Genomic DNA, 13,895 nt, shown 5'->3' on the forward strand with positions numbered 1-13,895 from the left:
CCGGCTGGCCCGTTGCACCGCCCTTTGATTACGGGCCCCTTGACAGCGGGCCGCGACAGCGGCGGCAGGCACCCCGCGCGGGCACCAGCAACGGTGCGGCAGCGGTGATGCTGCCGACCGGTAAGACATGACCCTCGGCCCAGGCGTACGATCCGTGGTCTTCGTGAGTGCCGCTCCCTGATGGTTAGCCATCCAACGCCAGTTGCGACGGGTTAACACTACCAAAACCCTTTCCAAACTGCCCTTGAAGCGCAGGTAGGCTGTTCCTCGTGACTGATGAGAACCTGACTGCCTCCTACATCCTGACCCTGTCCTGCCCCGACCGGCCGGGCATCGTGCACGCCGTCGCCGGAGCCCTCCTGGTGGCGGGCTGCAATATTACAGACTCCCAGCAGTACGGCAGCCAGGGCACGGGCACCTTCTTCATGCGGGTGGAGGCGACGACGGCGGCGTCCCAGGTAGAGCTGCAGGCGGCGCTGGAACCTGTGGCGCAGGCCTTCGGGATGCAGTGGAGCCTCAACCCGGCGGGCCGGAAGGTCCGTACCCTGCTGATGGCCAGCACCTCCGCCCACTGCCTGAATGACCTGCTCTTCCTGCAGCGCTCCGGGACGCTGCCGATCGACATTCCGGCCATCGTGTCCAACCACCGCGACCTTGAGGGTTTGGCGGAGTTCTACGGCATCCCGTTCCACCACATCCCGGTCACCCCGGACACCAAGATCCAGGCCGAGGACGCCCTCCGGGTCCTGATGAAGGAACACGACATCGAGCTCACCGTCCTGGCCCGGTACATGCAGATCATCTCGGACGAGCTCTGCACCGAACTGACGGGCAAGGCCATCAACATCCACCACTCGTTCCTGCCCTCCTTCAAGGGTGCCAAGCCCTACCACCAGGCGCATGCCCGCGGCGTCAAGCTCATCGGCGCCACGGCGCACTACGTCACTGCGGCCCTGGATGAGGGGCCCATCATCGAGCAGGAAGTCATCCGCGTGGACCACCGGCGCACCGCGGAGCAGTTCGTCCAGATGGGCCGCGACGTGGAGGGCCGCACCCTCGCCCAGGCCGTGCAGTGGCATGCCGAGCACCGCGTCCTGCTCGACGGCAACCGGACGGTTGTCTTTAACTAAAAGCGGTCATTAACTGGAGCTATGGAATCCTCCCGCAGGGACCGGCTCGAATCATTTGTGGCGCTGTTGAAGAATGAGGGCCGGCACGGTGTGCTCGGCCTCGATTGCGGCCCGGGCGCCGACGGGCTGCACTTTGTGCAGTCCGGCATCCATTTCACCGGCGTCGACCAGTCCGAGGAGAATATCCACATCGCCCGGGCGCACGGGCTCGAGGCCACCGTGGCCGGACCAGTCTCGCTGCCGTTCGCCGATGCCGCGTTCGCCTCGGTGTGGGCCGTGGACGCCCTGGCGGGCCTGGCCCCCGACCAGTGGGACGACGTCGTCCGCGAACTCGGGCGGGTGGCGGAACCGGGCGCGCCGATCGCCGTGGTGCTCCCCGCCCCCGACCCGCGCAGCGCGGGCGGCTCGCACGGCGAGGGCGGCTGGCGGGGCGAGGGCTTCACGGTGCTCCGCTCCCCCGCCTGACCTTCCCTTCCCGTTGAGCTATCACTTGTGGTGGTTAAACCGCGGGCAAAGCGACCACAACTGATAGCTCAACGGGGCGGGGGCGTGTCCTAGGCTGGAGGCATGGCTCCCCTCTACGCATTCGCCGGTACCGCCCCGGCCGTCCATGACTCCGCCTTCGTCGCGCCCACTGCCTCAGTGATCGGCAACGCCACCCTGGCCGAGAACTCGAGCGCCTTCTACGGTGTCAGCGTCCGCGCCGATACCGCCGCCATCAGCGTCGGCGCCGGCAGCAACCTGCAGGACAACGTGGTGCTGCACGCCGACCCCGGCTTCCCCTGCACCGTGGGCGCGAGGGTCAGCATCGGCCACAGCGCCGTGGTCCACGGCTGCACCGTCGAGGACGACTGCCTGATCGGCATGAGCGCCACCATCCTCAACGGGGCCGTGATCGGCGCCGGGTCCCTCATCGCCGCCGGTGCCGTGGTGCTGGAGGGCACCGTCATCCCGCCGCGCTCCCTGGTGGCCGGAGTTCCGGCCAAGGTCCGGCGCGAGCTCAGTGACGACGAGTTCGCCGGCGTCCAGCACAACGCCGCCCACTATCAGGAACTGGCACGCGCGCACCGCGAACTTCACAGCGCCTGAGCTGCACGGGCGCCGGCGCCGGAGCCGGCGCCGCTCAGTCCAGGGCGATCGGCCCGAGCTCGGAGAGCAGCTCGCCCGGTCCGGGATTCCCGGCGGGGGTGGAGCCACCGAGGTGGTTGACCACGCCCCAGACGGCGTTGAGCCCGGTGGTGACGGCTCCCTCGGCCCAGCCGGCGGTGAAGGAGACGTCGTCGCCGGCGAGGAAGATCCCGCGCTGTTCGGCCGGCAGCCCGTCCTGCTTGAAGTGCGTGAAGAGCCGCTGCTGGTAGCGGTAGTGCCCCGGCAGGTTGGCCTTGAAGGCGCCCATGAAGTTGGGGTCGGCCTCCCAGGAGACGGTGATCGGCTGGCCCACGATGTGGCTGGCGATGTCCACCCCGGGGTAGATCTGCTGCAGCGAGTGCAACATGAGCTCCGCCCGTTCCTCTGCGGTGAGCGAGAGCCACTTCAGCGCGTCGTCGTTCCAGGTGTAGGACAGCAGGATCACGGCCGGCTGGTCCGGGCCGTTGTCCAGCAGGTAGGTGGCACGGTTCAGCCGATCGGTCAGCGTCATGGACAGGACCTCGCGGCCGGTGGCCGGGTCGATGTCCTTCCAGAACGGCCGGTCCACCATGACGAAGGTCTTGGAGGACTGCATGTAGTGGGAGCGCTCGATCGCCGTCCACAGTTCGGCGGGGAACAGGGCCTCGTCCGTGTGTATCCGGGTCGAGAGCAGCCACGACTGGCAGGTGGTCACCACCGCCGGGTAGGCCGATTCGCGACCCCAGCGTTCGCGGACCCGGAAGTCGCCGCTGCCGTCGCGGGCGATGCGGTCGACCGCTCCGCGCGGCGCGCCTGCGTGCAGCGAGGCCAGCGAGGTGCCGTCCGGCCAGTGTGCCATGCCCGACGGCGCGTGCTCCCACAGTGCCTCGGGGAGCCGCTGCGCGCCGCCGTCGATGAGCCGGTGCCGGTCATCGGCGTCGGTGTAGACCACGCGAAGGATTTCGAGGATCGAGTTGGGGAAGTCGGTGTCCCAGCCCCCGGTGCCGAATCCCACCTGCCCGAAGGCCTCGCGGTGGGCGAATCCGGCTTCCTTGAAGGAGTCGCTGCCGGCGATGAAGCCGTAGAACGTCTGCTCGTCCAGCTGCGGGAGCAGCGCGTTCCAGAGGTCCTTGATCCGGGCTGTGTCCCGGGCGCGGATGGCGTCCTGCATCTCGGCGAACCCGGCGCCGTCGTTCACGGCGGCCTTCCACGCGTCCGCCACCTCACGGAAGAACGGCGGGAGGTCGGCCGCGGTCTCGGCATAGTATTTCTGGCCCGCGAGCTCGATCACCGTGCTGGAGGTCGCCGGCGCCAGTGGATTGGGGAAGGCCCGGGTCTGCAGCCCGAGCAGGTCCACGTAGTGGTAGAAGGCTTTGCCGGATTCCGGAAAACGCATTCCGCCGAGGTCCGCCACGATCCCCGGCGCGGACGGGAAACTGGCGGTCCGCAGCCGGCCGCCGATCCTGTCGGCCTCGTAGACCACGGGCCGCAGGCCCAGCTTCATGAGCTCATATGCGGTCACCAGTCCGGACAGTCCGGCCCCGACGACGGCGACCTCGGTCCCGTAAAGCTCGGGCGGCACCGATCCCAGGCCCGCCGGGTGGGCGAGGTAGTGGTCGTAGCTGAACGGGAAGTCCGGATTCAGCATGGTGATGGGCGCCGCGCCCGGTTCAGCAGCGGGCCGAGGGGCCGGAAGTTCGGTGGCGATGGTCATGAGATCTCTGCCTTAAGTTCCTGGTGTGTGGAGTTGTCTGGTTGGCGGCTAGATAGGTCAAGGTATTCCTCGTGGCTCAGGGCAGCCACCCTGGAGTTCTTCCGGCCGTAGCCGAAGTAGGCGGCACAGCCAACGAGCATCCAGGCACCGAACACCGCCCAGGTCTCGGCGCCGAGGTTGGCCATGAGGTAGGCGCACATGAGGGCGCCGAGAATCGGGGTCAGCGGAAAGAGCGGGACGCGGAAGCTGCGCGTGAGCTCGGGGCGGGTCCGCCGCAGGTAGAGGACTGCCACGTTGACCAGGGCGAAGGCGAACAGGGTGCCGATGCTGGTCGCGTCCGCGAGGGCACCGAGCGGCACCAGGCCGGCGGTCAGTGCGACGGCGGTGCCGACGATCAGGGTTCCGGCGGCCGGCGTGCCGGTCCGGGCCGAGATCCGGCCGAAGACCTTGGGCACCAGGCCGTCCCGCGACATCGAGAGCAGGATCCTGGTCTGCCCGTACAGGACGGTGAGCACGATGCTGGCGATGGCGAGCACGGCGCCGACGGCGAACACCACGCCAACCCACGGCTGGCCGGTGATTTCCTCAAGGATCTTCACGAGGGCCGCCTCGGTGCCGTCGAACCAGCCCCAGGGGCGCGCGCCGATGGCGGCGACGGCCACGAGCACGTAGATGCTGGTGACGATCAGCATGGAGAGCAGGATGGCCCGCGGGAGGTCGCGCTTGGGGTTGCGGGCCTCCTCGCCGGCCGTGGAGGCGGCGTCGAAGCCGATGTAGGAGAAGAAGACCCTGGAGGCTGCGGCGGAGACGCCGGCGGCGCCCATCGGCATGAGGGGCGCGAAGTGCCCGCCGTTGAAGGCGGTGAAGGCCACGGCGCAGAAGAACAGCAGGATGCCGACTTTGACCAGGACGATCGCCGTGTTGATCCACGCGCTCTCCTTGGCGCCGCGGACCAAAAGCACCGTGGCCAGGCCCACAATCACGATTGCGGGCATGTTCAGCACGCCGCCGGCCCCCGGCGGTTGCGAGATGGCGTCCGGGAGTTCCAGGCCGAAGACCGCCAGGGCCTCGTTGACATACTGGCCCGCACCGACCGCGACGGCGGCCACGGAGACGGCGTATTCGAGCACCAGGCACCAGCCGCAGATCCAGGCCATGCCCTCGCCCATGGTGGCATAGGTGTAGGAGTAGCTGGAACCGGCGGCAGGGACGAGGCCGGCCATCTCCGCATAGGACACGGCGGAGAGCAGGGCGGCGAAGCCGGCGATGGCGAAGGAGATCCAGATAGCCGGGCCGGCGAGCGGCACCGACTGGCCCAGGATGACCAGGATGCCGGTGCCCAGGGTGGCGCCGACGCTGATCATGGTCAGCTGCAGGACACCGAAGCTGCGGACCAGCCGCGTGCCGCCGTGTCCGGTCTCGGCCTCTCGGACCAGCTGTCCGATCGGCTTGCGGCGCAGGAGCTGGGCGGTGAGCCCGGGACGGCCGGCTTCCGCCGGCGGGCGTTCGCCGATCAGAGTTGGCACAGTCATCGTTGACGTCCTTATCTTCAGTAGTGGTCGGTTTCCCGAACCAACCCTAGGCGTGTGAGCCACCTCTCAAGGTTGTGCAAAATGACCTGTAGTCTTCACTCATGAGACTTAATGCACCTGGACGCCGTTGTTCGGGCGGCCGGCCCGGGGGCCGCGGCCGTGGCTGCTGAGGGCCCGGAGCGGCTCGGCTTCGTCACGCTGGCGCAGTTCCTTGGCCAGTTGCCGGCCCTGGGCGTCGTGCACGACGGCGGCAACGGGCAGGAGCGCCTGCGCTGGGTGGAGCCGAGTGAGCTGGAAGACCCCACCCCCTACCTGCTCGACGGCGAGTTCCTGCTCACGGCCGGCCTGCCGTTCGTGGGCGAGGGAGGGAGCGAGGAGGCGGTGGACGCCTACGTGCAGCGCCTGGTCCAGGCCCGCGTGGGCGCCCTGGGCTTTGGCCTGGAACCGTATTTCGACGCCGTGCCCGATGCCGTGGTGCGAGCCTGCCGGCAGCACAACCTGACCCTGGTCGCCATCCCGGAGAGCCTCCCGTTCGCCGCGCTGGGACTGGAATTCTCCCGGCTTCTCGAGTCGGACAACGCCAAGACCTTCCGCCAGCTGGCCGACACCAGCCGGCAGCTCATGCGCGCGGTCTTGTCCGCGCGACCCGAGCACGAGCTCCTCGCGTCCCTGGTCCAGCGCGTCCCGGTTTGGGCCGTTCTGGTCGGCGCCGACGGGCGGGTGCGCGCCCGCGGCTCGGGCCCCTCCCCCGCCCCGCGGGCCGCCGGCGGCACTGCCGGCACTGTGCCGGGAGTTGACTCCGCCGACCTGCAGCCGCTGCTGGCCAGGCTGCTCGCCGGCAGCGGCCCGCGGGTGGAGATGGACTCGTTCGACGCCGCGGGCTCGTCCCTCGTCTTCGGGTATCCGCTGCGCAGCACCCGGGACGCCAACCTCGGCGCGCTCATCCTCGGCACGGACGCCCCGCTGACCCCGGCCCAGAACAGCGTTGTCTCTACCGCGGTCGGGCTGCTGGAACTGCTGGTCCGCCAGCGCATCAGCGGCTCCCTGGCCCCGAGCCAGCTGGCCACGGCGCTGCTGCTGCACCCGGAGAGCGTCGCCTCAGGATCCGCACGGCATGTCAACGGGTTCAAGGACCTGCTGGCCCAAAGCCTCTCCTCCACCCGGTCCGGCCAGCTGCGGGTCGTGCAGGGTGTCCGGATTGACGCCGCCCCGGACAGCCCCAAGACTGCGGGCGCGGCGGGCGCCCCGGGCGGATCGGGCCGCCCGGGCGAGGCTCCGGTGCGGGCGCTGCTGGAGTGGCGGCGGCTGTTCGACACCAAGCTGGTGGAGCTCACCGAGTACGGCTTTGCCGCCATCACCAGGCTGAAGGTCGACGACGCCCTGCTCGCCGACGTGGAGCGGCTCGGCTGGCGCCTTGTGATCGGCAGCAGCACCGATTTCGCGAACCTGCCGGAGGCTTACCGGCACGCCGCTTCGCTGCGCAACCGCGTTCTCACGAGCCGCCGGAGCGTCCGGGCGGACGACGTGACGTGGTCGGTCGCCGGCCTGCTGGGACCGGCTGCCGGGACCCTGCTGGCGGGCCGTCTGCTGGCGCCCCTGCTCGCCCTCGAGCCGGAGCGCCGCGACAGCCTCCTCGGCATCCTGCGGGCCTGGCTGGGCGAAAACGGAAGCTGGGACGCCACGGCAAAGGCCACGGGACTGCATCGAAACAGCGTCCGCCGGCAGATCGGGATCATCGCCGAGCTGCTGGGCCTTGACCTCAACCAGGCCCAGGCGCGCGCGGAACTCTGGATTGCCCTGCAGTACCAGGGCGGCCCCGAGATGCCCGGCGCACCGGCCAGCGCAGGTCAGGCGCCCAGCGCAGGTCAGACTCCCCAGGAGCGGTAGACCTCCGGGCGGCGGTCGCGCAGGTAGTCCACGGCGTCCTCGATGCCGTCTGCGGCGGCGCGTCCGGGCTCACCCAACTCGGCAAACAACAGTTCCGGCCCCTCCCCGGCCACGGCCAGGATCGAGCCGTCCGGGCCGGCGACGATGCTGCCGCCCCGGAAGTCGCAGTCATCTTCCGATCCGGTGTGATTGGCGTAGGCGACCGTCAGCTGGTTCTCCAGAGCACGGGCCCGGATCAGCACCTGCGGCACGACGTCGAATCCGCCGGCGAGTGCCGTCGGCACCAGCAGCAGGTCCGCACCCCGCAGGGCGGCCGCCCGCGCCGACTCGGGAAACTCGATGTCGTAGCAGATGGCCAGCGCCGTTTTGTGCCCGTGGAAATCCACGACGCCGGGGGCAGCCTCGGCGGGTGCAAACGCCGCCCGCTCGTCCGGGCCGAACAGGTGCACCTTGTCGTAACTGAGCAGTTCGTCGCCTGCCTCGTCGACCAGGGTGGCGGAAATGTGCCACCCGCCGGCCGGTGTCACCATGGGCAGGCTGTACACCAGGGCGATGGTGTTGCGCCGAGCGATGCCGGCCAGGACTTCCCGGAGCGCGGGCAACCTGCCGGGATCGAACGCCTCCCGCAGCCGCCGCGGCGCGTAGCCCACGGGGAAGAGTTCCGGGGTCACCAGCAGCTGCGCGCCCGCAGCGGACGCATTGCGCGCGGCAACCTCCACCGCGGCGCAGTTCGCCTCGACGTCCAGCACGGCGGAGTTCGCCTGCATCAGGGCCAGCAGCACCATTACCACCTCACGTTTCCGGGCGCCTCCGCGGGTCACGGCGGGCTCTCCCGACCCAGAGTAACCGCGGCCCGGAACACGGGGTGTGGTGCATTTCCACCCGGACATCAGGCCAGCGGGGCAGAACGTCCTTGCGGCACAGACGGGGAATGCTGACCGCCCCTGGCCCGGCATTCGACCGGCGCGGCCGTTACCATTGCGTTAACTTCTTGACTGCAAGCCGCGAATGCGTCACGCTTCATAGCATGCCCTCACCAACGCGCTCAACGAGGAGCCGAACCAAGAACCCCGGATCGCAGTCCGCCCTCCGGCATCTGAACCAGCAGCGGATCATCGAATGCCTCCTCGCGGGCCCCTCCACGCAGGCGGAACTGGCCCGCCAGACCGGCCTTTCGACAGCCACGGTCTCCAACATCGTCAAGATCATGCAGGACGCCGGGCTGGCCTCGACTGAACCCATCACCAGTTCCGGGCGGCGCGCCCTGAACGTCCGGCTCAACAGCAACGGAGCCGTCGCCGTCGGGATCGACTTCGGCCGGCGCCACCTGCGCGTCGTGCTGGCCTCACTGAGCTACCACGTGATCGCCGAAGAGTCGGTCCTGCTGCCCCTGGGCCACCACGCCGAGGAAGGCATCCAGGCCGCCGTCGGCGTGCTGGACCGGCTGCTCGCGGACAGTGGGGTGGAACGCAGCGCCCTGGTGGGCGCCGGCGTCGGAATTCCTGGCCCCATCGACCGCCGCACCGGCACCGTGGCGCAGGGCGCGATCCTGCCCGAATGGGTGGGCATCAACATCCTCAAACGCCTCGAAGAAGCGCTGGAACTCCCCGTCTTCGTGGACAACGATGCCAATCTGGGCGCCCTGTCCGAGGTCACCTGGGGGCCGCACAGCGGCATCAGCAACCTGATGTTCCTCAAGATCGGCTCGGGCATCGGCGCGGGGCTGATCCTCAACGGCGCGCCGTACTACGGCAACGTCGGCATCACCGGTGAAATCGGCCATGCCACCATCCACGAGCACGGACTGATCTGCCGCTGCGGGAACCGCGGCTGCCTGGAAACCATCGCCTCCACCACCACCATGATCGAGCTCCTGAGCCGCGGCGAGGACCGGCCGCTCTCGCCCGGGGACATCGTTCGCAAGGCCCTGGAGAAGGACTCCGCCACGCTCCGTGTCGTGGACGACGCGGGACTCGCCGTCGGGCGCGCGCTGGGCAACGTGGCGAACCTGATCAACCCCGAGGTCATTGTGGTCGGCGGCCCGCTGGCGGGCCTTGGCCAGCTGCTGCTGGACCCGATCCGGCGCGGCCTGATCCGCCACGCGGTGCCGGTCATTGGCGAGACGACCACCCTCACGATGTCGTCCCTGGGCGACCGGGCGGAGGCCCTCGGAGCCACGGCTTTGGTCTTCCAGCACGCCGGGATCCGGCGAAACTAACCATTTCGTTATGTGCCTGTTGCGTTAAAGACTTGACGACAAGGGCTGTGATCCAGTTTACTTTTCCATCAGACGGCCCTGCGGTTTGCAGGGGCGGACAACGAAGTCATGCATTGGAGGCGTAAGGGCAGATGACGTCCCTCAACACGCACAGTGATCCGCTAATCCTCGAGATGCGCTCCATCACCAAGGAGTTCCCCGGCGTTAAAGCTTTGGCCGATGTGAGCCTGCGGGTGAAGGCCGGCGAGATCCACGCCATCTGCGGTGAGAACGGCGCCGGGAAATCGACCCTGATGAAGGTGCTCTCGGGGGTGTACCCCTACGGCACTTACAGCGGCGACATCGTTTACCAGAACGAAGTCCAGGAGTTCAAGGACATCCGGGCCAGCGAGCACGCCGGAATCGTGATCATCCACCAGGAACTCGCGCTCATCCCCGAACTGTCGATCATGGAGAACATCTTCCTCGGCAACGAGCCCACCAAGCGCGGCGTGATCGACTGGGCCGAAGCCCGGACCCGGTCCACCGAACTGCTGGCCCGGGTGGGGCTGCGCGAGGACCCGGAGACCCCCATCAAGGAGATCGGCGTCGGCAAGCAGCAGCTGGTCGAGATCGCCAAGGCCCTGAACAAGTCGGTCAAGCTCCTGATCCTGGACGAGCCCACGGCGGCGCTGAACGAGTCCGACTCCCAGCACCTGCTGGACCTCATGCTGGGCCTCAAGGGCCGCGGCATCACCTCGATCATCATTTCGCACAAGCTCAACGAGATCGAACAGATCGCCGATGAGATCACGATCATCCGCGACGGCAAGTCGATCGAGACCCTGAACGTCAAGGCCGACGGCGTCGACGAGGACCGCATCATCAAGGGCATGGTGGGCCGGACCCTGGAATCCCGGTTCCCGGACCACGAGCCGAAGATCGGCGAGGTCCTTTTCGAGGTGAAGAACTGGAACGTCGGGCACCCGCAGATCCAGGACCGCCTGGTCTGCAAGAACTCCAGCTTCTTCGTCCGCCGCGGCGAGATCGTCGGGTTCGCGGGCCTGATGGGCGCCGGGCGCACCGAACTGGCCCGGTCCGTGTTCGGGCGCTCGTACGGCCGCTTTATCTCGGGCCATGTCTACAAAGACGGCAAGGAACTGCAGCTCAAGAACGTCCGCCAGGCGATCGACGCCGGGCTCGGCTACGTCACCGAGGACCGCAAGTCCCTGGGCCTGAACCTGCTGGATGACATCAAGGCCACCACCGTCTCGGCAAACCTGCGCAAGATCAGCAAGAACTTCGTGGTGGACGCCAACAAGGAATACGCCGTTGCGGAGGAATACCGGAAGTCGCTGCGGACCAAGACGCCCTCCGTGGAGGAAGGCGTCGCGAAGCTCTCCGGCGGCAACCAGCAGAAGGTCGTGCTGGCGAAATGGATGTTCACCGACCCGGACGTGCTGATCCTGGACGAGCCCACCCGCGGGATCGATGTCGGAGCCAAGTACGAGATCTACGGCATCATCCAGAAGCTGGCCAACGAGGGCAAGGCCGTGATCGTCATTTCCTCGGAGTTGCCCGAGCTGCTGGGCCTCTCGGACCGGATCTACACGATTTTTGAAGGCGCCATCACCGGCGTGCTGAACAAGGACGAAGCCAGCCAGGAAAGCCTCATGAAACTCATGACGTCCGCCCGCAAGACCGCTTGACCCTTTGGGACAAACCAGAACAATCCGAACACCCCGAACACTCCGGAAACAAGGACTGAAACAATGAACGCGCTCAAGAAGCTCTTTGGCGGCAACACCCGCCAATTCGGCATGATCTTCGCCCTGGTTGCGCTGATCGTGTTCTTCGAGATTTTCACGGAGGGCCGCACGCTCACATCGGGCAACGTCATCAACCTCTTCAACGGCAACTCCTACATCCTGATCCTCGCCATCGGCATGGTGCTGGTCATCATCGCCGGGCACATCGACCTCTCGGTCGGTTCCGTTGCGGCCTTCGTGGGTGTCTGCGTGTCACTCTTCATCCGCGACTGGGGCCTGCCCTGGTACATCGGCGTCCTGATGGGGCTCGGGCTCGGCGTCCTGATCGGGGCCTGGCAGGGGTTCTGGGTGGCCTACGTCGGCATTCCCGCGTTCATCGTGACGCTGTCCGGCATGCTGATCTTCCGCGGCGCCAACCAGTTCGTCGGCAAGTCGAACACCATCCCGGTCCCGGCGGATTTCCAGTACATCGGCTCCGGTTACCTGGCCGAGTTTGGCCCGAAGACCGGCTACAACAACCCGACCATGCTGATCGGCCTGCTCGCCGTCGCGTTTGTAATCTTCAGCGAGATCCGGTCCCGCCGCAACGCCAAGAAGCTCGGGGCCGAGGTCCCTGAAACCTGGGTCATGGTCCTGAAGCTGGTGCTGGTCTGCGGCGCCATCCTCTACGCGACGTACCTCTTCGCCACCGGCCGTCCGGGCACGTCCTTCCCGGTGCCGGGCCTCATCCTCGCCGTCCTCATCATCGTCTACGGCTTCATCTCCTCCAAGACCGTCATCGGCCGCCATATCTACGCGGTCGGCGGCAACCGGCACGCTGCGGAGCTCTCCGGCGTCCAGTCCAAGAAGGTCAACTTCCTGGTCATGATGAACATGTCCTTCCTGGCCGGCCTCGCCGGCATGATCTTCGTCGGCCGCTCCACCGCCTCGGGACCGTTCGACGGCGTGGGCTGGGAACTGGACGCCATCGCGGCCGTCTTCATCGGCGGCGCCGCGGTCACCGGCGGCGTGGGCACCGTGATCGGCTCGATCATCGGCGGCCTGGTCATGGCCGTGCTGAACAACGGCCTGCAGCTGCTCGGCGTCGGCGCCGACCTTACCCAGATCATCAAGGGCCTCGTGCTCCTGATCGCCGTAGCGTTCGACGTCTACAACAAGACCCAGGGCAAGAAGTCGATCGTCGGCATGCTGATGAAGAACTTCGGCCGCAGCAGCGAGATCAAGGCCGACGAGACGACCCAGACCAAAGAGGTCATCTCGAGGGGAATCTAATCCCCTCCCCCCGGTTCCCCCAACCCCACAAATTCTCCGCACACCACCAAAAGAAAGTGAACCAAGCAATGCGAATGATTGGTAAAGCAGGAAAGGCAGCAGCAATCGCTGCTATTGCGGCACTGGCGCTGACGGCCTGCGGCCGTTCCGACACCGGCACCACCAGCGGTTCCTCCACTGGAGGCGAAGCATTCCCGAAGGGCTCCTCGATCGGCGTCGCACTCCCGCAGAAGACCTCCGAAAACTGGGTCCTGGCCGAACAGCTGTTCAACGACGGCCTCACCCAGGCCGGCTACAAGCCGGACGTGCAGTTCGCCAACGGCGGCGTCTCGGAGCAGCAGAACCAGATCAGCGCCATGATCACCAAGGGCGACAAGGTCATCATCGTCGGCGCCATCGACGGTGCACAGCTGGGCACCCAGCTCCAGCAGGCCAAGGACGCCGGCGCAACGATCATCGCGTACGACCGTCTGCTGCTGAACACCCCGAACGTGGACTACTACGTGGCTTACGACAACTTCAAGGTCGGTGAACTCCAGGGCAAGGCGCTGCTGGACGGCATGAAGGCCAAGAAGCCGGAAGGCCCGTACAACATCGAGCTCTTCGCGGGTTCCCCTGATGACGCCAACGCGAAGGTCTTCTTCGACGGCGCCATGAGCGTCCTGAAGCCGAAGATCGACGACGGCACCCTCAAGGTCCTCTCCGGCCAGACGACCTTCGAACAGGCCGTGACCCAGGGCTGGAAGGCAGAGAACGCCCAGAAGCGCATGGACACCCTGCTCGCCGGAACCTATGGCACCGCCCCGCTTGATGGCGTGCTGTCCCCGAACGACACCCTGGCCCGCGCGATCATCACCTCCGTCAAGGCCGCCGGCAAGCCGATCCCGGTTGTCACCGGCCAGGACTCCGAGGTTGAGTCGGTCAAGTCCATCATGGCGGGCGAGCAGTACTCCACCATCAACAAGGACACCCGCGCGCTCGTTGAGCACTCGATCGTCATGGTCAACGACATCCAGGCAGGCAAGACGCCCGAGATCAACGACGACAAGTCCTACAACAACACGGTCAAGACCGTTCCCGCGTACCTGCTGGAGCCGGTCATCGTGACCAAGGACAACGTCCACACGGCCTACGTGAACGATCCGGTACTCGGACCGATCACCAAGCAGTAGTTCCCGTCTAGGCGTTCCCTTCACAGGCCGCGCCAGACAACAGAGCCCCGGCTCCCCCGCAAGGGAGGGCCGGGGCTCTTGCGTTGGCCCTGATGCACTGGCTGCGCCCTTGCCT

11 protein-coding genes are annotated in these 13,895 nt (G+C 67.4%); 8 read left to right on the forward strand and 3 right to left on the reverse strand.

Features of this window, described 5'->3' with window-relative positions; all coding sequences use genetic code 11:
* Nucleotides 1-269: 269 nt before the first annotated feature.
* From purU to C566_RS0112905, 3 genes are all read left to right on the forward strand, one after another.
* Nucleotides 270-1,130 (forward strand): formyltetrahydrofolate deformylase, encoded by an 861-nt coding sequence (purU, locus tag C566_RS0112895; RefSeq protein ID WP_018774764.1) that lies wholly within the window; start codon nt 270-272, stop codon nt 1,128-1,130.
* 21 nt (nt 1,131-1,151) lie between these two features.
* Entirely contained in the window at nt 1,152-1,595 is a 444-nt protein-coding gene (locus C566_RS21465; RefSeq protein WP_018774765.1) for a class I SAM-dependent methyltransferase, read from the forward strand.
* A 102-nt stretch (nt 1,596-1,697) separates the two neighbouring features.
* Nucleotides 1,698-2,219 carry a gamma carbonic anhydrase family protein gene (locus C566_RS0112905; RefSeq protein WP_018774766.1) on the forward strand — a complete coding sequence of 174 codons (522 nt, stop codon included), beginning with the start codon at nt 1,698-1,700 and terminating at the stop codon, nt 2,217-2,219.
* 34 nt (nt 2,220-2,253) lie between these two features.
* On the opposite strand, the gene C566_RS0112910 is transcribed toward C566_RS0112905, so the two are convergent.
* Together C566_RS0112910 and C566_RS0112915 are read right to left on the reverse strand one after the other, a co-directional pair.
* Complete coding sequence (locus tag C566_RS0112910; RefSeq protein WP_018774767.1) at nt 2,254-3,951, reverse strand: flavin monoamine oxidase family protein; 1,698 nt, start codon at nt 3,949-3,951, stop codon at nt 2,254-2,256.
* Nucleotides 3,948-5,483: an amino acid permease gene (locus C566_RS0112915; RefSeq protein ID WP_018774768.1), complete on the reverse strand. Its 1,536-nt coding sequence runs from the start codon at nt 5,481-5,483 to the stop codon at nt 3,948-3,950. Before C566_RS0112915 ends, C566_RS0112910 begins: the two co-directional genes overlap by 4 nt.
* A 111-nt stretch (nt 5,484-5,594) precedes the next feature.
* Between C566_RS0112915 and C566_RS0112920 the strand changes: the two genes are divergently transcribed.
* Nucleotides 5,595-7,370: a PucR family transcriptional regulator gene (locus tag C566_RS0112920; protein ID WP_018774769.1), complete on the forward strand. Its 1,776-nt coding sequence runs from the start codon at nt 5,595-5,597 to the stop codon at nt 7,368-7,370.
* On the opposite strand, the gene C566_RS0112925 is transcribed toward C566_RS0112920, so the two are convergent.
* A complete protein-coding gene (locus C566_RS0112925; RefSeq protein ID WP_018774770.1) occupies nt 7,349-8,155 on the reverse strand; it encodes a nitrilase-related carbon-nitrogen hydrolase in 807 nt (268 codons plus the stop codon). The genes C566_RS0112920 and C566_RS0112925 overlap by 22 nt on opposite strands.
* 242 nt (nt 8,156-8,397) lie before the next feature.
* Here C566_RS0112925 and C566_RS0112930 point away from each other — a divergent pair, with 242 nt between their 5' ends.
* The 4 genes from C566_RS0112930 to C566_RS0112945 all read left to right on the forward strand — a co-directional run bounded on the left by C566_RS0112930 (nt 8,398) and on the right by C566_RS0112945 (nt 13,780).
* Nucleotides 8,398-9,588: an ROK family transcriptional regulator gene (locus tag C566_RS0112930; protein ID WP_018774771.1), complete on the forward strand. Its 1,191-nt coding sequence runs from the start codon at nt 8,398-8,400 to the stop codon at nt 9,586-9,588.
* 131 nt (nt 9,589-9,719) lie between these two features.
* A complete protein-coding gene (gene mmsA, locus C566_RS0112935; protein ID WP_018774772.1) occupies nt 9,720-11,276 on the forward strand; it encodes a multiple monosaccharide ABC transporter ATP-binding protein in 1,557 nt (518 codons plus the stop codon).
* Between the two features lie 63 nt (nt 11,277-11,339).
* Entirely contained in the window at nt 11,340-12,608 is a 1,269-nt protein-coding gene (gene mmsB, locus C566_RS0112940; protein WP_018774773.1) for a multiple monosaccharide ABC transporter permease, read from the forward strand.
* Nucleotides 12,609-12,676: 68 nt separating this feature from the next.
* The gene (locus C566_RS0112945) at nt 12,677-13,780 is read left to right on the forward strand and encodes a substrate-binding domain-containing protein (RefSeq protein WP_026266659.1); all 1,104 of its coding nucleotides are present in this window, start codon (nt 12,677-12,679) and stop codon (nt 13,778-13,780) included.
* Nucleotides 13,781-13,895: the final 115 nt, after the last annotated feature.

Source organism: Arthrobacter sp. 131MFCol6.1, assembly GCF_000374925.1.
In the GTDB taxonomy this organism is placed as follows: domain Bacteria; phylum Actinomycetota; class Actinomycetes; order Actinomycetales; family Micrococcaceae; genus Arthrobacter.